The organism is Flavisolibacter ginsenosidimutans (assembly GCF_007970805.1).
GTDB lineage: Bacteria > Bacteroidota > Bacteroidia > Chitinophagales > Chitinophagaceae > Flavisolibacter > Flavisolibacter ginsenosidimutans.
In genome coordinates this window covers 773,695-791,829 of sequence record NZ_CP042433.1, presented here as the reverse complement: position 1 = coordinate 791,829, position 18,135 = coordinate 773,695, and the positions used below count along the sequence as shown (strand labels likewise).

Annotated in this window: 18 protein-coding genes; 7 read left to right on the top strand and 11 right to left on the bottom strand. The window is 46.3% G+C overall.

Annotation, left to right across the window (positions count from 1 at the left end; all coding sequences use genetic code 11):
- Window positions 1-41: 41 nt before the first annotated feature.
- The gene (locus tag FSB75_RS03255; protein WP_146782686.1) at window positions 42-2,423 is read left to right on the top strand and encodes a glycoside hydrolase family 20 protein; all 2,382 of its coding nucleotides are present in this window, start codon (window positions 42-44) and stop codon (window positions 2,421-2,423) included.
- Between the two features lie 6 nt (window positions 2,424-2,429).
- Here the strand turns inward: FSB75_RS03255 and FSB75_RS03250 are convergent, their stop codons facing one another.
- From FSB75_RS03250 to FSB75_RS03200, 11 genes are all read right to left on the bottom strand, one after another.
- Window positions 2,430-3,056, bottom strand: coding sequence for a porin family protein (locus FSB75_RS03250; RefSeq protein ID WP_146782683.1), 627 nt, complete (start codon window positions 3,054-3,056; stop codon window positions 2,430-2,432).
- Window positions 3,057-3,450: 394 nt separating this feature from the next.
- Window positions 3,451-4,164, bottom strand: coding sequence for a (Fe-S)-binding protein (locus tag FSB75_RS03245; protein ID WP_146782680.1), 714 nt, complete (start codon window positions 4,162-4,164; stop codon window positions 3,451-3,453).
- The gene (gene ribH / locus FSB75_RS03240) at window positions 4,164-4,661 is read right to left on the bottom strand and encodes a 6,7-dimethyl-8-ribityllumazine synthase (RefSeq protein WP_146782677.1); all 498 of its coding nucleotides are present in this window, start codon (window positions 4,659-4,661) and stop codon (window positions 4,164-4,166) included. Before ribH ends, FSB75_RS03245 begins: the two co-directional genes overlap by 1 nt.
- 122 nt (window positions 4,662-4,783) lie before the next feature.
- Window positions 4,784-5,479: a tetratricopeptide repeat protein gene (locus FSB75_RS03235; RefSeq protein ID WP_146782674.1), complete on the bottom strand. Its 696-nt coding sequence runs from the start codon at window positions 5,477-5,479 to the stop codon at window positions 4,784-4,786.
- Window positions 5,480-5,512: 33 nt separating this feature from the next.
- Window positions 5,513-6,508 carry a pyruvate dehydrogenase (acetyl-transferring) E1 component subunit alpha gene (gene pdhA / locus FSB75_RS03230; RefSeq protein ID WP_146782671.1) on the bottom strand — a complete coding sequence of 332 codons (996 nt, stop codon included), beginning with the start codon at window positions 6,506-6,508 and terminating at the stop codon, window positions 5,513-5,515.
- 91 nt (window positions 6,509-6,599) lie between these two features.
- Entirely contained in the window at window positions 6,600-7,892 is a 1,293-nt protein-coding gene (locus tag FSB75_RS03225; protein ID WP_146782669.1) for a DUF2851 family protein, read from the bottom strand.
- A 47-nt stretch (window positions 7,893-7,939) separates the two neighbouring features.
- Window positions 7,940-8,494: a Maf family nucleotide pyrophosphatase gene (locus FSB75_RS03220; protein ID WP_146782666.1), complete on the bottom strand. Its 555-nt coding sequence runs from the start codon at window positions 8,492-8,494 to the stop codon at window positions 7,940-7,942.
- A 3-nt stretch (window positions 8,495-8,497) separates the two neighbouring features.
- Window positions 8,498-9,415 carry a geranylgeranylglycerol-phosphate geranylgeranyltransferase gene (locus tag FSB75_RS03215; protein WP_146782663.1) on the bottom strand — a complete coding sequence of 306 codons (918 nt, stop codon included), beginning with the start codon at window positions 9,413-9,415 and terminating at the stop codon, window positions 8,498-8,500.
- A gap of 9 nt (window positions 9,416-9,424) precedes the next feature.
- Window positions 9,425-9,979 carry a KdsC family phosphatase gene (locus tag FSB75_RS03210; protein ID WP_227990753.1) on the bottom strand — a complete coding sequence of 185 codons (555 nt, stop codon included), beginning with the start codon at window positions 9,977-9,979 and terminating at the stop codon, window positions 9,425-9,427.
- 99 nt (window positions 9,980-10,078) lie between these two features.
- On the bottom strand, window positions 10,079-10,396 hold the full coding sequence (locus tag FSB75_RS03205) for a 2Fe-2S iron-sulfur cluster-binding protein (RefSeq protein ID WP_146782660.1): 318 nt from the start codon (window positions 10,394-10,396) through the stop codon (window positions 10,079-10,081).
- A gap of 228 nt (window positions 10,397-10,624) precedes the next feature.
- Window positions 10,625-11,383 (bottom strand): Rossmann-like and DUF2520 domain-containing protein, encoded by a 759-nt coding sequence (locus tag FSB75_RS03200; RefSeq protein WP_146782656.1) that lies wholly within the window; start codon window positions 11,381-11,383, stop codon window positions 10,625-10,627.
- A gap of 108 nt (window positions 11,384-11,491) precedes the next feature.
- Here FSB75_RS03200 and FSB75_RS03195 point away from each other — a divergent pair, with 108 nt between their 5' ends.
- The 6 genes from FSB75_RS03195 (at window position 11,492) to FSB75_RS03170 (ending at window position 18,007) form a co-directional block, all read left to right on the top strand.
- Window positions 11,492-12,334 carry an alpha/beta hydrolase gene (locus FSB75_RS03195; RefSeq protein WP_146782653.1) on the top strand — a complete coding sequence of 281 codons (843 nt, stop codon included), beginning with the start codon at window positions 11,492-11,494 and terminating at the stop codon, window positions 12,332-12,334.
- Between the two features lie 65 nt (window positions 12,335-12,399).
- A complete protein-coding gene (locus FSB75_RS03190) occupies window positions 12,400-13,011 on the top strand; it encodes an SGNH/GDSL hydrolase family protein (RefSeq protein ID WP_146782650.1) in 612 nt (203 codons plus the stop codon).
- A 514-nt stretch (window positions 13,012-13,525) separates the two neighbouring features.
- The gene (topA, locus tag FSB75_RS03185; protein WP_146782648.1) at window positions 13,526-16,120 is read left to right on the top strand and encodes a type I DNA topoisomerase; all 2,595 of its coding nucleotides are present in this window, start codon (window positions 13,526-13,528) and stop codon (window positions 16,118-16,120) included.
- A 125-nt stretch (window positions 16,121-16,245) separates the two neighbouring features.
- Entirely contained in the window at window positions 16,246-17,112 is an 867-nt protein-coding gene (locus FSB75_RS03180; RefSeq protein WP_146782645.1) for a transglutaminase family protein, read from the top strand.
- A gap of 74 nt (window positions 17,113-17,186) precedes the next feature.
- Entirely contained in the window at window positions 17,187-17,525 is a 339-nt protein-coding gene (locus tag FSB75_RS03175; protein WP_146782642.1) for a tRNA-binding protein, read from the top strand.
- Window positions 17,522-18,007, top strand: coding sequence for a methylated-DNA--[protein]-cysteine S-methyltransferase (locus FSB75_RS03170; RefSeq protein WP_146782639.1), 486 nt, complete (start codon window positions 17,522-17,524; stop codon window positions 18,005-18,007). The genes FSB75_RS03175 and FSB75_RS03170 overlap by 4 nt, the downstream gene beginning before the upstream one ends.
- The last annotated feature ends 128 nt before the right edge of the window (window positions 18,008-18,135 follow it).

The window sequence follows — 18,135 nt, the reverse complement described above, 5'->3', positions numbered from 1 at the left end:
CAATATCTTCGATGCTTTCTCAAACCTTCGAAACAAGTCACATGAAAAATCTTATTTGCTTGCTGCTTCTTGTGCCCTGCTTTGCCCTTGCGCAAACGAAAACAAACCTCAACGTCATTCCACAACCGGTAAGCATTCAAATGGGCAACGGGCAATTCACACTCACAAAAAAAACCGTCATCGTTGCAAGCGATGCCGAAGGCCGGAAAACCGCTAATTACCTCAACGATTACCTGCAACAGACTTACGGTTTTAGACTTGACGTTGACAAAAGAGAAAGCAAAAATTACATACGGCTCACAACAAAAAAATTCATCAAAGCACCCGATAAAGACGCCTACAATTTAACCGTAACGCCGGACGGCATCGCTATTTTGGGCGACACTTACGAAGGCACGTTTTACGGTGTGCAAACGCTTATTCAACTTCTTCCCGCAACACCAAACACCCAACCCCAAGCCCCAAACTTTTCCATTCCGGTTGTTTCCATCCAGGACTATCCCCGCTTTGCTTACCGCGGTATGCACCTTGACGTAGGCCGGCATTTCTTTCCCGCATCTTTTGTAAAGAAATACATTGATTATCTCGCCCTGCACAAGCTCAATTATTTTCACTGGCACCTCACAGACGACCAAGGCTGGCGCATCGAGATAAAAAAATATCCTGAATTAATGTCAGAAGCCGCATACCGAAACGGCACCATCATTGGCCGTTATCCGGGAACGGGCAACGACAACATTCGTTACGGCGGTTATTACACGCAAGACGAAGTAAAGGACATTGTAAAGTATGCGGCCGATCGGCACATCACCGTCATTCCTGAAATTGAAATGCCGGGGCATTCATCTGCGGCCATCGCGGCTTATCCCTGGTTGAGTTGCTTTCCAGATAAGCGTACCATTATCCCTAATTATCCTTCACAAGAAAGCAGTAGACCCGATGTACCGGCAGGCGCTGCTCATGTTAAACTTGTGCAGGAAACATGGGGCGTATTTGAAGACATTTATTGCGCGGGCAAAGACAGTACGTTTACGTTTTTGCAGAATGTGTTGGACGAAGTAATCACGTTGTTTCCTTCTACCTTCATTCACATTGGCGGCGATGAAGCACCGAAAACGCATTGGAAACACTGTCCGCTTTGCCAGGCAAGAATCAAAGCCGAAGGCTTGAAAGACGAACACGGTTTGCAGAGTTATTTCATTCAGCGAATGGAAAAATATTTAAACACCAAAGGCAAAACCATCATTGGCTGGGATGAAATACTCGAAGGCGGGTTGGCGCCAAACGCCGTTGTGATGAGTTGGCGGGGTGAACAAGGCGGTATTGAAGCAGCAAAACAAAAGCACCAGGTAATTATGACGCCTGGCGAGTATGTGTACCTGGATCATTCGCAAACAAAAAACGAAGATTCAGTAACGATAGGCGGATATACGCCGATTGAAAAAGTTTATGCTTATGAGCCGGTACCAAAAGAATTAAGCGCCGACGAAGCCAAATACATTTTGGGTGCACAAGCCAACTTATGGACGGAATACATCGCTTATCTAAGCAAGGTTGAATACATGGTTTTCCCGCGCATGAGTGCCTTGAGCGAAGTGCTTTGGAGCCCGAAAGAAAAGCGAAACTGGAAAGATTTTGAACAACGCTTACAGACGCAGTTTAAGCGATATGATTTATGGAAGGCCAATTACAGCAAGGCATATTTCGATTTGCAATCATCAATTTTACCCACGCCAAATAACGAGGGCGTTATTTGGAAATTGCAAAGCAGAAGTAAGACTGACGATATTCTGATAAGCAAAATCGTTGGCTATGGGTCAACCAGAAGTCAAGGCCGTTATCCATTGGGAAAAGGTGAAAATTCCCGCTTGATCAATTCAGACGGGATGTACGTTGCTTATTTGAAATCGCAAAAACTAATCAAGAGCACTCTTCAGCAATCTTTTTTCTTCAATAAAGCCACGGGGAAAAAAGTTTTTATCACAGCAACACCGAACGAAAAATATCCCGGACAGGGCGGAGCTTTTTCTTTGGTGAACGGTGTTTACTCCACTAAAGGATTGAGTTATCCCGACTGGATAGGATTTATTGGTGATGACCTCGAAGCAACAATAGATTTGGGCAAAACAGAAAAAATTGATTCGGTTCGAATGCATACCCTTAACCAAAACGGAAGCTGGATTTATTTGCCGCAATATGTTGAAGTGTTTACATCAAACAACGGGAAAGATTTTACTTCCGTCGGTAAATCTTCTGACTTTATTCCAGATATGTTAACGATGGGATGGATAACGGTGCGGGTGCAGAAGACGTCTGCACGATACATTAAACTGCTGGCAAAAAATTACGGTTTGATACCTGACGACAAACCCGGCGGCGGAAATAAAGCCTGGTTGTTTGCCGATGAAATTCAGGTGTATTGATAGAGCCTACTCAAAGCGAAACCGGACGCCGGCACGCAATCCTAAATCACCAATGTGTTTCTTGTACGACGTTTGCGAGAACAAAATCAGCCCATGCATTTCGTTGTTCATTCCTGTGTACAGCAAAATCGTTTTCGAAATTGGGTATTGCAAACCCAAACCAAAAACCGACCCGATACCTGACTGATTCGGAAGAGCATCCAACGCTCCGCCGGAATGATTCTCTATTTGTTTTCCGGTTTGCACATCAAGCAGAATACCGCCGCGCAAATAAGCATATTTCCAAAAATCAAATTGAAGGCTCACCGGCAGTCCGAGCAACGAAAGGTTGTATTGATCATCCGGAACGACCGGGTAATTGGGATAAGGCGTGTAAGAAACAGTGAACCGGTAGCGTGAAAACTGAAGTCCTGCATTGATCTGCAAAGCCTTTTTCAAAGGCAACGTGTATTCAGCGCCGGCTTCAAAATAGCTTGTATTCGAAATATTGCTCCAGTCTCCCGCAAGGGTTTTATGAAATACTTCGGCATCGTTAGCTAAAGAAGTGTAGAAGGAAAAAGAGGTTTGCTTTGTTTGCGAATGAGCGTTGATGCAGAACAAAAGGCCGCTGCAAAAGAGAACCCGAATTCGCATGAGTTGGCTTTTGCCGAAAGTAAGCTGGCTTGACGAAAAAACAAAGAAGGCCTACGGAGCCTTCTTTGCTTGTCTTAAAAAAAGAAAAGCACCAAGTTGTTTTAATACTGCCGAAGCAATATTACTTACGAACCCGATGCTCTTCACAACTGAGTTGTAGCAAGCTTTTGACGGCTAAACTATCTGACAGTTTCGTTTGATTGATTCTGTCTTTACAACCATCTTTTTGAAGGATTGTTGCTTCTCTCAATTGCATTACTAATTTACGTTTTCGGAAAGGCCTCTTCCAAATATTTCTTGTCAAATTTTTCCACCCGGCGAAAACCGAAGCCTGTCTTGTGATTGAAGTCTTTTTGCAGTCGTTCTTCACATTCGTTTGCGAAGATTCCAACAATCAAGAGGCGTTGTTCGACAGCACATCGGCAATGTGCATTGTTTTTAAATTGTATCCTTTGTTGTCAATGTAACCTTGCAAATGCATGAGGCAGGAAAGGTCGGTAGAAATAAGATACTGTGCGCCGGTGGCTAAGGCATGTTCTACTTTTTGTTCGCCCATGGCAATGGAGATGGATTCAAACTTTACGGCAAAGGTTCCACCAAAGCCGCAGCAGGTTTCTACATCAGCCATTTCAACCAGTTCAAGTCCTTTCACGTTTTGCAAAAGCTTGCGGGGCTCGGTTTTGATTTTGCACTCCCGCAGCCCGGCGCAGGAATCATGGTACGTGGCTTTGCCGTTTAGTTCCGCACCGAATTTTGTCTGGCCCAGTTTGTTCACCAGGAATTCGGAGAACTCAAAAATATTTTCGGTAACCGCTCTTAACTCTGCTGAATCGTCAAATAGTTTTTTATAATAGTTGCGAACAAAACCCACGCAGCTTGCACTGGGCGCCACGATGTATTCGGCGCCGCTGAAGTCTTTCAAAAACTTTTTGCACACGTCGCGAGCCTCGTCCCAAAAGCCGGCATTAAACGCAGGCTGGCCGCAACAGGTTTGCTTTGGGTTGTACGAAACTTCGCAGCCTGCTTTTTCCAAAACAGACACCATGTTGAAAGCCGATTGGGGGTAAAGCTGGTCAACAAAGCAGGGAATAAACAACTGAATGTTCATCAAATTTTGCCTTCTTTTAAGCGGTCATTTAAAACCATCATTTTTAGTGCGGTGATAGCGGCTTCTTCGCCTTTGTGTCCGTGTTGGCCACCGATGCGTTCTTTGGCCTGCTCGGTTGTATTGACGGTAAGTATGCCAAAAATCACGGGCACCTGCATGGATAAATTCAGCTCGGTTATGCCGTTTGTTATAGACTGGCACACGTAATCAAAATGCGGGGTATCGCCTTTGATCACACAGCCCAAAGCAATGAAAGCATTGGGCGCATTATAAGCCGCCCAGCATTGTTGAATGGCGAAAGGAATTTCCACCGCACCCGGCACCACCAGCGTTTTGTGCGCCACGCCGGCTTGTGACAAAACTTTAACGCAGCCCTTTTCCAACTCGTCCACCACCTCGCTGTTCCATTCGGTTTTCACCAAAACAACAAGGGCATCCTTTCTGTTTTGGATGCCCTTAAGCCCTTCAAATAATTTGCTGTTTGCAACGTCTGCCATGAATTTTTTTGTTTGTCGATTCACTTGTTCACGTGTTCACAAGTTAGTCGTAGATGAAATGACCTTCTCGTATTTTCGTTGGCAAAACATGTAAACACGTGAACTCGTAAACACGTGAACTGCTATTCCGCATTATAAACACCGTGCGCCGCAAGATATTTATCTGCTTCGTTTACCCATTGCGTTGGAGCATGCGGGTATTTGGTTTTAATCTCTTTGTACAGTTCAACCGCTTGGTTCTTGTCGTTCAGGACTTTATCGGCCAGGTATGCCGCAAAAAAAAGCGCTTCGGCCGCGCCGGTTTCGTCTTCTTCAAAAGTAGAAGCGGCTTTTTTGTAATAGTCAATCGCGTCCTTGCCCTTGCCTTGCTCAGACAGCGCATCGCCCAACAATTTATAGGCTCTTGCCTGGATCTGCGGAGCGTCGGTGCTAAAATCTTTCAGGTATTTTGCCGCTTTGTCAAACGAACCTTTTTTCAGGTAAATGCTGCCGGCGTAAAATTTTGCCAGTTCGCCCGCATCAGTGCTACCGTACTGACTGATGACTGTTTCAAAACCGGGGTATTGACCGTCGCCTTTCAAAGCCTTGTCCAGCGAATCTTTCTCGTAGTATTCCTGCGCTCTGAAAATGGCTTCCGCAGCCTTCTTTTCTTTCGGTGCTTTAATAAAATTTTTGTAGATAAGAACTCCGCCAACCAAAACGATCGCCGCACCCAGAACGATGGTGACGATTTTGCCGTATTGGCTCCAGAAATCTTTTGCACGTTCAATCACTGCATCGCTTTCGGTAACATGACGTGCGCCTTTTACTTCTGTCATTGTGTATTCGTAATTTGAAATTTAGATTTAGTATTAGTCGGTGATAAAGGGATAATGCTGATCCACGTAAACGTCTTTCAGCACCTCGCTGTTATCAGGCCAGGGCGATTCTTCGGCAAATTTTACGCTTTCGGCAACGGCTGCCTCCACTCTTTCGTTGATTGCCTTGATTTCATCTTCGGTTGCCAGCTTGGTTTCGTAGATCGTATGCAGCAAAGCTTGTATTGGGTCGCGTTGCTTGTACTCTTCTACTTCCTCCTTCGTGCGGTACTTCTGCGGGTCAGAAATGGAGTGGCCTTTGTAACGGTAGGTTTTTATTTCAAGCAGGGTTGGGCCGTCGCCTTCCCTGGCTCTTTTCACCGCCCGGGTAACGCCTTCGTGTACGGCTTCGGCACTCATGCCGTCAATTACATCGGCGGGCATTTCGTACGCATCGGCCAATTTGTAAATGTCAATGATGTTGGACGTACGCTGCACCGAGGTTCCCATTGCGTAGTTGTTGTTTTCGCAAATGAAAACAACCGGCAGCTTCCAGGTCATGGCCAGGTTAAAGGTTTCGTGCAAAATGCCCTGACGTGCGGCACCATCGCCAAAAAATGTCAGGCTAATGTTGTCGGTACCACGGTATTTTTCGGCAAAGGCAAGCCCCGCTCCGGTGCCGATTTGCGCACCCACAATGCCGTGTCCGCCGTAAAAGTTTTCTTTCTTTCCGAAGAAGTGCATGGAGCCGCCCTTGCCTTTGGCACAGCCCGTGGCTTTGCCGTAGAGTTCAGCCATACAGGCATTTACCGAAACACCTTTGGCGATGGCCAGGCCGTGGTCGCGGTAAGCGGTGATGAACATGTCTTCGGGGCGGGTAGCAGTCATGCAACCCGCAGCGATTGCCTCCTGGCCGATGTACGCATGAAAGAAGCCACGGATCTTGCCTTCCATCTTGTACTTTTCTTCGGCCATGAGTTCAAACTGACGAATGAGCTGCATCAGCTCGTACCAATACAAATACGTTTCTTTTGTGTACTTCGTAGCCAAGGTTGCAAAATTTGAGGGGCAAATATAATGGAAAGAGAAATAAGGAGGTCAGAAGGCAGAGGACGGAAATTAGAAGCTTTTTATCTTCCTGTTACAACAGCTTGCCGCTTGCAGGTTGATAGTCCGCTGCCGCTTCGCGAAGCAAATGATTTCCAACGGAGCAATTAAGACATCTTTTTTCGCTGCAATATTCATTTCTTAATTCCAGTAAAGCCTGGGAGTCATAGGCCGACCGGTTTTTGATGCCGATGAATTCAAACCCTTTTGTCACACGGTTGACTTCTGCGGATGTTTCATCGAGCCAACGGAGCGCTTTGTCTTTGTATTTTTCTTCGTTGCGATAAAGGCCGTACGCAAACAAAACAGGAACAACGGTATTGATAATAACGTTGTCTGCCATATCCGCGCCAATGGTTTTCTTTTTAAACGATGACGCTTCTTTTAACGTGTAATGGTAATGCCAAAAATCATTGGCCGCAACCGCAAAGGCATCCGTTATTTCTCCGAGCTTTTGCGCTTCGATTATGCGTGAAAAAAGATGCGTTGTTTGATGAACAAGCGCCGCCAATTGCGCAAGTCGAACAGTGGGAAAATTTCCGGGTCTCATGCGCAGCAACAAAACAGGGACGGCCGTGGGCTGAAGATTGTATTTGCTTTTTAAAAACCGGTATTCGCGTTGCAACAATTTTGGATAGTCCTCTTCAAAAGCATCATTTAAAAGATTCGTTTGTCCAAGCAAAAGGCTTTCGAGCTGATGTAGCGAAGTTTTATGTTTGGAAAGAAGATTAACCGGAACAGAGCGTGCCATTGCTTCGAAAGCATCGCCGTTGATTTTACCGCCGAACGCACGAGCCAGCATCCACCAAAACGTCTCTTCCCAATGACAGTTTGATGCCTCGAACAAACACAGTACGTGTTCGGCTTTTCGCGACAGTCTTTCTACCAACAACCGTTCTTTCCATCCCTTCCAGATCAATTCTTTTGCGGAGACAATGTTGCCGCCGCAGGGAATAAACGAAGCGTTGTTCATAAAAGATTCGTAACGGTTCAAAAGCAGAACGGAGACGCGTGGCGACAATTCAAATACGGGGATGTTGTTTACATCAACGTCGTGTTCGTACACCACATGCAGAATGACGTTCCTGTAATTCGCATCACTTTCGTGCCCGTGTTTTATCCAGTCGGATGTTTTGAGATGAAGTTCAACGTTGCCGGCAAAAGTTGTGTTGCCAAGCCTAATTTTTGCAGAAGAAAAATCCGGCCCCTGGTTTTTGTTGAGCGACCCAGGAAAAATAATCTGAAGCGGTTCGCCTTTAGTGGTGGCGAGGCTCGACTTGTTGAAGTAGCCAAAGCCCCAAATGAATTGCAGCAGTTTTTCGGTCATGCTTCAAGGTAGCAAATTCTACGGCAACAGCAATCCGAAATCAGCTATCAAAAATCCTTCAATGCTTGTACTACCCTGCTTACGGGCAAGCCCATGACGTTGTAAAAGTCACCGCTGATTCGCTTGATGCCCACCACGCCAATCCATTCCTGAATGGCGTAAGCGCCGGCCTTGTCGTAAGGCTCGTATTTGTCCACGTAAAACTCCAATTGTTCGTTGGTCAGCAAATGAAATTCAACATCGGTAACATCGGCGAAGCCAACTTCCTTTTCGCCGTTGTTGATTACAACTCCTGTGATGACCTTGTGATGTTGCCCGCTTAATTTTTTGAGGATGGAAACCGCGTCGTCCCGGTCTTTCGGCTTGCCGATGATTTCGTTTCCCAACACCACAATTGTATCGGCAGCGATGATGGTTTTACCGCTTTTGCCCCGAACGGCAAGCGCTTTCTGCGCCGCAATGTAAACCGCTACTTCTTCCGGTGAAAGGCCTTCGGGATAGCTTTCATCCGTCGGCTCAACGATGATTTCAAAATCCACCTCCGCCCATTCCAGCAATTGCTTTCGTCGCGGCGACTGCGAGGCCAAAACATATCTTGCCATAGCTTAAAAATAAATCGCGAAGAAAATCATGGATAAAATGCCCGACAGCATAATGTTTTTTGTTTGCTTGCTTAAGGCCGCATAATCTTCTTTGCTGGTTGCACTACGTAACTTTTTCAGCGTAAGCAAGAGCGGAAGAATTACCCGCAAGAAAGCATACACCACCGATGGCCACCAGCCAAATTGCAACACGTAAAATTGGAGCACCGTCAGCGTGGCAACGAGCACAACCAGCCAAACCGCCGTATAAGTTTTTGTGGTGCGAATGCCGGCCACTACAGGCAGCGTCTTGCATCCGTAACGGGCATCGCCTTCCAGGTCTTCCATGTCTTTAATGGCTTCGCGAACCAACGAAATCACAAAAGCAAATCCAGCGTACAGAAAAGCCAGCCGGAAAAATTTTACCGAAAGCGGGTCTGGCGTATTAAAGGCGTGGGAAGGATTTGAAAAAGCAAAAAAGAAAACAAGGATGGTCCATGCAGTGAGGAGTGAAATGACCAGGTTGCCCACTAGCAACTGCCGCTTAAACGAAGTCGAATAAAACCAAAGCAGCGCCACGCAGCCAAGGTTTGCTACAATCAAATACCAATAATGCAGCCGTACCGCACAAGCCGTGAGCACAAGGCCCGCAAGGCTTAAAACAAGGTGCCAGATGATGGCCCAGCGCCGGTGAATGGCCCGGTCAACCACGTTTTTTTCCGGCTTGTTTATCCGGTCAATGTTCACATCGAAATAATCGTTTATGATATAGCCTGCTGCGGCAATAAAAACCGACGCCAGCATGAGCAGCACGGCCTTTGCGGTTTGCGGCTGATGATAAAGTGGCAGATAAATGCAGAAATAAAAAAGTGCCTGCGTAAGCGCAATGAAAACCAGATTGGGCCAGCGAATCAATCGCAAAAACGGAAGAAGAAGATTCATGCAGGCGGTTTAACGCGAGGTAATTTCTGGCACATACCGCCAGTGATGGTTAACTTTTAAAACTTTTTCAATCACGTCCCGCACCGCACCCTTTCCTCCTTCCACCGGCGAAATGTATTTGACAATGCTTTTCACTTCTGCCACAGCGTCGGCAGGGCAACAGGAAAGGCCAACTTTTTCCAATACCGCAAGATCGGGCAGGTCATCGCCCATGTACAAAATTTCGTTCCAGTCCAGGCTGTATTGTTCTTTCAACTGTTCTAAAAATTTCAGCTTGTCTTTTAACCCGAGGTGAACGTCTTCCAATCCCAAATACCGAAGCCGTCCCCTAACCGGTTCCGACGAACCGCCTGAAACAATGATGACGCGGTAACCGGCCTTCAGCGCCATTTGCAGCGCCAGGCCGTCTTTAACGTTCATGGTTCTTGCCTGCAGGCCGTTTTCAAGCAATATCACAGAGCCATCGGTCAGCACGCCGTCCACGTCAAACATAAAAGCCTTGATGGGTTTGAAATATTCCAACACGTTCATGGCGCAAATATGCGGCGGTTTTTCACAACGCATTCATTGAAGTTTCCTTAAGTGCTGGGTAATTTTTTATGAACCAGGAGTTCGTCTATCCATAGAGCTTTACTTGCGTCGCACTCTTCGGCGTTCGGATCGCTATTCTCCATCCGGCAGGCGCACGGTAATTTCTCCCTTTCCTGCCAGCAGCAAACATTGACAAGCCAATCTTGATTCGGGTTTTCGTTGCGCAACCTTTTTCAAAAAATCAGTTTCTCTTTTCGAAGGTTCTTCAAGAAAATTCCCGCCCTTCTCAATATAAATATGGCACGTCGTGCAATGACAAACACCGCCGCAATCGTGGCGTATGTTGACATCGTCGTTAAGCAAAACTTCAAGCAAGGTTTGTCCGGCGGCTATGCGTTTCAATTGCAGCGGTGATTTTTTGTCTGTGAAAGAAACGATGATGGTGTACATGAATTAAACAAACTTTATGCTCTGCGTCTCGCCGGCTTCGGCCTTATTAGCTTCATTGCAAATGTTGTTTGTGAGAACCAACTTTATTACCGTGTTGCGGTTACCATTTAGAAATAAGGCAATGAGGTCAAAGGGTCTGTTACTGTTTAGCTAGTAAAAAAATAAGGTTGTTGACGCGCCAATGTTCGAAAAACCTTTTGAATGCAAAATGAAATTGAAACCATATCATCACTTTGATTGCTGAATGCTTTCCGACAACAGTGCGTAAATTTTTTCTAACTGTGGGTATTTTTTCAGAAGCAACAGATGTTTTTCAATGGTTGCTTCGTCGCCGCGGAGCGCCGGGCCCGTTTGCGATTTCGCCGGTGAAACCGTATCCAACCGCGCCGCCGTTTCTTTTATCAGCGGCAGCAACAAATAAAAATCAAGGCCTTCGTCTTTGCAGTATTTTTCCACCAGTGCATACAGGTGGTTGGTAAAATTATTCACCATCACTGCCGCCAGGTGAAGCTTTACCCGTGTCTCATCTCCTGCTTCTATCACTCTGTCGGAAATGCTGTGTGCCAGCACATCCAGCATCGCAAGCGTTTGCTTGTCCGATGCGTCAATGATAACCGGTATCTCCGGCAGGTAATCACTGTCTTTCTTCAAGCTTTGCAAAGGATACAAAACGCCGTAATGCTCCGCGCCGCCTTTCAGCACTTCTTTTGAAACCGATGCCGCCGTATGCACGATTGTTTTGTCGGGAAGTTGCAACTCTTGAAAAACCTCTTCCACCGCGATGTCTGAAACCGCGAGAATGTACAAGTCTGCGTTACGGTTCACGACGTTCCAATAGTTGGTTGACCCGGTGCCCAATTCGTAAGCCAATGCACTTGCTTCTTTGCTGTTGCGGCCAAAGACCTGGAGAATATGATGGCCTGCTTTTTTTAATTTTTTCCCGAGAACCGTTGCGGTGTTGCCCGTGCCGATGATAACGATGTTCATGTGGTTCGTGGTTTGAAGTTCGAAGTTAGCCGAAAGCAATTTTAGGGGAAGATTACAGCCGGGAGAACAAAACCTCGAACTTCGAACCTCAAATCCCGAACAAGAAAAATGGAGTTAACCAAACGATTGGCCTTGCACTACATTCAAACACGATTCAAATTGTTAAGCCGTTTGTCAAAAAAGAAAGCCGCAGAAGAAGCCTTCCGGCTTTTTACCACGCCGCAATCGAGGGTGAAGAAAGAATTGCCGCCCGTCTTTAAAAAAGCAGAAAAGCTTTCCTTCAATTTTAACGGCGTAACCATTCAAGGCTTTCGCTTCAATCATCCATCGGAAAAAAAATTACTCATCCTTCATGGCTTCGAATCGAGTGTGCTCAATTTCGATGCGTACATTCAACCGCTCCTGAAAAAAGGCTATGAAATTTTAGCTTTTGATGCGCCGGGGCACGGTCTCAGCGGTGGACGGCAAATAAACGCCGTTGACTACAAAAACCTAATCCTTCACGTTGTAAAAACGTACGGTCCGGTTACGGCTTTTCTGACGCATTCTTTCGGCGGTCTTGCCTTGGGCCTGGCCTTGGAAGAACTGCCGCATAACGAAAGCTGGAAAGCTGTGTTTATTGCACCGGCCACCGAGTCCACAACGGCAATGAAACATTTCGTGCGCATTGTAAAACTGGATGCCAACACGCAAAAAGAATTTGAGAACCTGGTTGTAGAAGCCAACGGGAAACCGCTTTCGTGGTATTCAGTGGCCCGCGCTGCAGCGTCCATTAAAGCCCAGGTTTTGTTTTTGCAGGACAAAAACGATTACATCACGCCGCTTGCCGATGTGCAACCCATTGTTGACAAAGGCTATCCCAATTTTCGCTTTGTTATTTCGGAGGGCTTGGGCCACAGCAAAATTTACCGCGACAAACAAACGGTTCAGACGATTGTTGATTTTTTATGAAGCCGCTTTCCTTACTTTTATTTATGTGCGCCGCGCTTTGCGATTTTGCACAAAAACCCGACACCATGCACCACGCATACACTTATCTTGCTCTCGGTGATTCTTACACCATCGGCGAAGGCCTTGAACTGCAACGAAGTTTTCCGTATCAAACCGTAGGGCTTTTGCGCAAAGCTGGCTTTACGTTTTATGCGCCGGAAATCATTGCCAAAACCGGCTGGACAACCGACGAGTTGGAAGCGGCCATGAACGATTACAGCTTTCTGCCGAAGTACGATTTTGTTTCACTGCTCATTGGCGTAAACAACCAATACCGCGGCCGCGACATTATTGAATACAAAGAGCAGTTTGAACATCTTTTGAAACGCGGCATTGCACTGGCCGGTGGAAAGCCCGAACACGTTTTGGTTTTGTCTATCCCCGATTACAGCGTTACGCCTTTCGGCCAACGAATGGACGCTGAAAAAATCGCCAAAGAAATTGATGCTTACAACACGTTGAACAAAGCACTCTCCATTCAATTTAAAGTGCAGTATGTTGACGTTACCGACATCTCCCGCAAGGCGAAAGACAAGGCCACAGCCGTGGTTGCCGATGGCCTACACCCTTCCGAAAAAACATACAGCAAATGGGCAAAAGAAATGGTAGCGTTAATGAAGGCAACAGTGAAGAAATAAGACTAAGCCTCCCCGCCCTCCAAGGACGGAGCGTCCGCCGCACCGTCCTTGCCTCGCAACGATACGAATAAAGCTCAATCATGTTTTCTGATTCATTTTTTTTATGAAATCAGCAGAAGGGATTCTATTGAGCATCTGTTGCGTCGCACACTTCGGCGTTCGGGACAGAACTGAACCCGGTCGTATGAGATTTACGAGGTGTTTGGGATTATTTATCCTGAGCCTCACAGCCATCCTATAAATCCCCTGCTCACACAAATAGCGGACAAGGCGCTGAAAAGTGCGACCCAAGGAATGCTCATGATCTTGGCCTCTGTTTCATAAAAATAAAGTCATAAAACTGGCTTCTACTTCTTCGTTCAGCGCAACGATTACCTTTTACCGGGTGCATTCCACAAATAGCAGAAGAATCAGAAACCGGTTCACTCATTCTTAATCACTCATTATTCATTTTCTCACTTTGCACTATACTTGCATGTTCGGGGAAAGAAAACCCGGACAGAAAAAAAGCATTATGCCGAAGAATTTGCTGATAGTTGAGTCGCCTGCCAAAGCAAAGACCATTGAAAAAATACTGGGTCCTGATTTCGAGGTGAAGAGTTGCTTTGGGCACATCCGCGATCTGGAAAAAGACGACATGGGCATTGACATAAAAAACAATTACAAGCCCCGCTACATCGTGCCCGATGAAAAGCAAAAAGTGGTGAGTGAATTGAAGAGCATTGCCAAAAGGAGTAAGGAAGTATGGCTGGCAACGGACGAGGACCGCGAGGGAGAAGCCATCAGTTGGCACCTCTGCGAGGTGCTTGGCCTTGATCCCTACAAAACCAAGCGCATCGTTTTTCACGAGATCACAAAACCCGCCATTCAACGTGCTGTGCAGCAGCCGCGAACGGTTGATATGAATCTTGTAAACGCACAGCAAGCCCGCAGAGTTTTGGATAGAATTGTAGGCTTTGAGTTAAGTCCTGTACTTTGGCGAAAAGTAAGTGTAAAAAATAACCTGAGTGCCGGCCGCGTACAAAGCGTGGCAGTTCGTTTAATAGCCGAACGCGAAAGAGAGATCAATGCCTTCACCGCACAAAGTTCTTACCGCGTGGAAGCCATTTTTACGGCACCCGACGCGGCAAGCAGGCAGGTAAGTTTTAAGGCCGAGGGTACACGCTTTTCAAGAGCCGAAGACGCGGAAAAATTTTTGAACGAGTGCATCGGCGCCAACTATAAAGTAAAAGACGTTCAAGTTAAACCAACACGCCGCACGCCTTCTGCCCCATTTACTACTTCCACGCTGCAACAGGAAGCAAGCCGCAAACTTGGCTACAGCGTTAGCCGCACAATGCAGCTTGCGCAGAAGTTGTACGAAAGCGGTAAGATCACTTACATGCGTACCGATAGTGTGAACCTGAGCCAAACGGCGATGGACGATATTCAGGGCGCTATCACAAAGTCATACGGCGATAAATACTCCAAGCCGCGGCAATACAAAACCAAAAGCAGTTCGGCGCAAGAGGCGCACGAAGCCATTCGCCCAACTTACATGGCGGCCACCTCAATTGACGATGCCGAAACAAGGCGTTTGTACGAACTGATTTGGAAACGTACCATGGCCTCGCAAATGGCCGATGCGGAATTAGAAAAAACCATTGCCAAGATTGAAGTATCAACAAACAAAGCCGAATTAACAGCTTCAGGCGAAGTGCTGAAGTTCGAAGGCTTTTTAAAAGTTTACCGCGAAGATGTGGACGATGAAGAAGCAGGTGATGGCGATCCTTCGGCAAGTTCAGGACAAGATGCTATTCTGCCTCCATTGCGCCCCGGTCAAATTCTCTCATTTAAAGAAATGAAAGCCATCGAACGGTTTAGCCGCCCGTTGCCGCGCTACACGGAAGCATCGTTGGTGAAGAAATTGGAAGAGTTGGGCATTGGTCGCCCGTCAACTTATGCGCCAACCATTTCCACTATTCAAAAAAGAGGCTACGTTGAGCGCAGAGACAAAGAAGGCATGCAACGGAATTACAACGTGTTTACGCTAAGCGACGATAAAATCTCTAAAAAAGTTGAAACTGAAAATACGGGTGCAGAGAAAGCAAAACTTTTTCCAACCGACTTGGGATTGGTGGTTACCGATTTTTTGAAGTTGCATTTCGACGACATCATGGACTATCAATTCACAGCACGAATTGAAGGCGAGTTTGACGAAGTTGCAAACGGCAAAATGCGCTGGAACGAAATGATTGACGACTTCTACAACCCTTTTAAAAAGGACGTTGAGAACACTATCGAAACGGCACAACGCATCAGCGGCGAACGCGAAGTGGGCACAGACCCGCAAAGCGGCAAACCGTTGATTGCCCGCATGGGCCGGTACGGTCCGATGGTGCAAATTGGAACATCCGACGATGAAGACAAACCGCGGTACGCTAAGCTGAAGGCGAACCAAAGCATCGAAACTATTTCGCTTGACGAAGCGCTGGCTTTGTTTCAATTACCAAAAACATTGGGTGAATTTGAAGGACAGGAAGTTTCGATTGGCGTGGGACGTTTCGGACCCTATGTGAAATGGGGCGATAGTTTTGTTTCAATCCCGAAAGGAGAAGAGCCGCTGGAAATTGAATTGGAACGTGCCGTAGAATTAATCAACCAAAAACAGGTGGCCGATGCGCCCATTGGTCAGTTCCAGGGACAACCGGTAACGAAAGGTAAAGGGCGTTTTGGACCCTTTATCAAGTACGGCGATTTGTACATCAACGTGCCGCGAGCTTATAACTTCGACAACCTCTCGCAAAGCGACATCAACGAACTCGTTGAAAAGAAACTTGACAAAGAAGCCAACCGTTACATTCAACAATGGCCGGCTGAAAAAATCAGCATCGAAAACGGTCGTTGGGGAGCGTTCATTCGATTCGGCAAAAAAATGTTGAAACTGGGTAGAAAAGAAGGCGGCGAAAAATTTGCACCCGAGGAACTCTCCACAATATCTTTAGACGAAGTAAAAAAAATGATTGAGCAACAGGTGCCCGGCGCCTTTGCTAAAAAAGCCGCCGCCAAAAAAGCACCGGCAAAGAAAGCAGCTACAAAAAAGACCGCAGCAAAAAAGGCCAAAAAATAATGACACGAATTACACGAATTGCTGGCACAGGAAATGAATGTTTGTTTACGGATATTCTAATTCGTGTAACCCGCCTGCGGGCAGGCAGGTTTGTCAAAAAATTGTGTAATTGAATCTGTGAAGAAATGGAAGAGACAAATGAAATATCGGCCCTTTTTAAACTCATTGACGACCCGGACAGCGAAGTGTTCGGCGCCGTATCGACCAAGCTTTTAGACTTTGGTCGCACCATTATTCCAAACCTTGAACACCTTTGGGAAACCACACCCGACGAACGCTTGCAAGAGCGCATCGAAAACATCATTCACCGCCTTCATTACAATGATTTATCCGAGGACTTTCGCCAATGGAATCTTTCGGGGCATCACGACATGCTGGTTGCCGCCCTGCTCGTGGCCAAGTTTCAATGCCCCGATTTAACGACAGCAGCATCACTCGTAGAGATTGAAAAAATTCGCCGCAATATTTGGCTTGAACTGAACGCTTACCTAACGCCGCTTGAACAAGTGCGCATTGTAACCGGCATTTTGTACAGTTATTATGGCCTCAAAGGAACCGAGATCAATTACAACGAGGCGAACGAATTTTTCATTCATAAAGTGTTGGAATCAAAACGCGGTAATCAATTAAGCGACGGCATTATTTACCTTATTCTTTGCGAACTGCTTGACATACCGGTAAAAGCCATCAACATTCCCAAACAGTTTGTGCTGGCGTATTTCAAGCCCGGCTACAGTTTGGAAGGCACCACAGATTACATCTCAAAAGTGGAGTTCTACATTGATCCTTCCAGCGGCATGGTGTTTACGCACAAGGACATTGAAAGTTATTTCAAACGCATTTCCGTGCCGCCGGTGCATTCTTATTTCAAACCACTTTCCAACAAAAAAGTGATTCAGCACTTGCTCGAAGAAACCGCTCGCTGTTTCGATAACGAAAAAGAATTTTACAAAAAGGAGGAATTGATGCGCCTTGCGGATTTGTTGGACTGATTTGCAACTGATTCCATCTGCAGATTGTGTCTCGATGCAGCACTTTCATTGTCACATTTGCTAATTTGCAGAGTATGGACTACATCAACTGGGCTGATTTTGAAAAGCTTGACATTCGCGTAGGAACCATCCTTGAAGCAAACACCTTTTTGCAGGCCCGCAAACCGGCTTATCAACTGACCATTGATTTTGGCGAAGAAGTTGGGATAAAAAACTCCTCGGCGCAAATCACCCACCATTACACACCGGAAAATTTAAAAGGACAGCAGGTCATTGCCGTTGTCAACTTTATGCCTAAAAACATTGCCGGTTTTTTAAGCGAATGCCTCGTGTTGGGCATTTACGATGAAAAGAAGGAAGTTGTTTTGTTGGCGCCAAAATCACCCGTTTCAAACGGTTTAAAAATTGGATGAAAACCTTTACCGCTTACTACCCTTCGCCATTGGGTGGCTTAAAACTGATTTGTTCGGATGAACATTTGCAAGCCCTGCTTTTCGTGAACGAAGAAACGACGCTGCAAAGCGATGAACATCCTTTACTCGATTTGTGCGCAAAACAATTGGATGGATACTTCTCTGGCCAGCGCAGAACCTTTGACCTTCCGTTGCTACAAAGCGGCACCGGTTTTCAGCAAAAGGTTTGGCAACTTCTTTTACAAATTCCTTTCGGCAAAACGGTCAGCTATAATGATCTCTCCAAACAATACGGCGATGTAAAAGCCATTCGTGCGGTAGCTTCTGCCAACGGCAAAAACAATCTGGCCATTATTGTTCCTTGTCACCGCGTGATTGGTTCCAATCAAAGCCTAACGGGTTATGCTGGCGGCTTGTGGCGAAAGAAATGGCTGTTGGAACACGAAGCAAAACACTACGCTGGCGTACGCACATTGTTTTGAACTTTTTTTATAAACTTTTGCGCACTATCTATGTGTTCAACACTTAATTTATCATTTCCCGAACTGCCTAAAATCATTTTTCCTTTGCTTTTTTCCTCCTAACTCTGTCGGACTCGTTTTTCTTACTC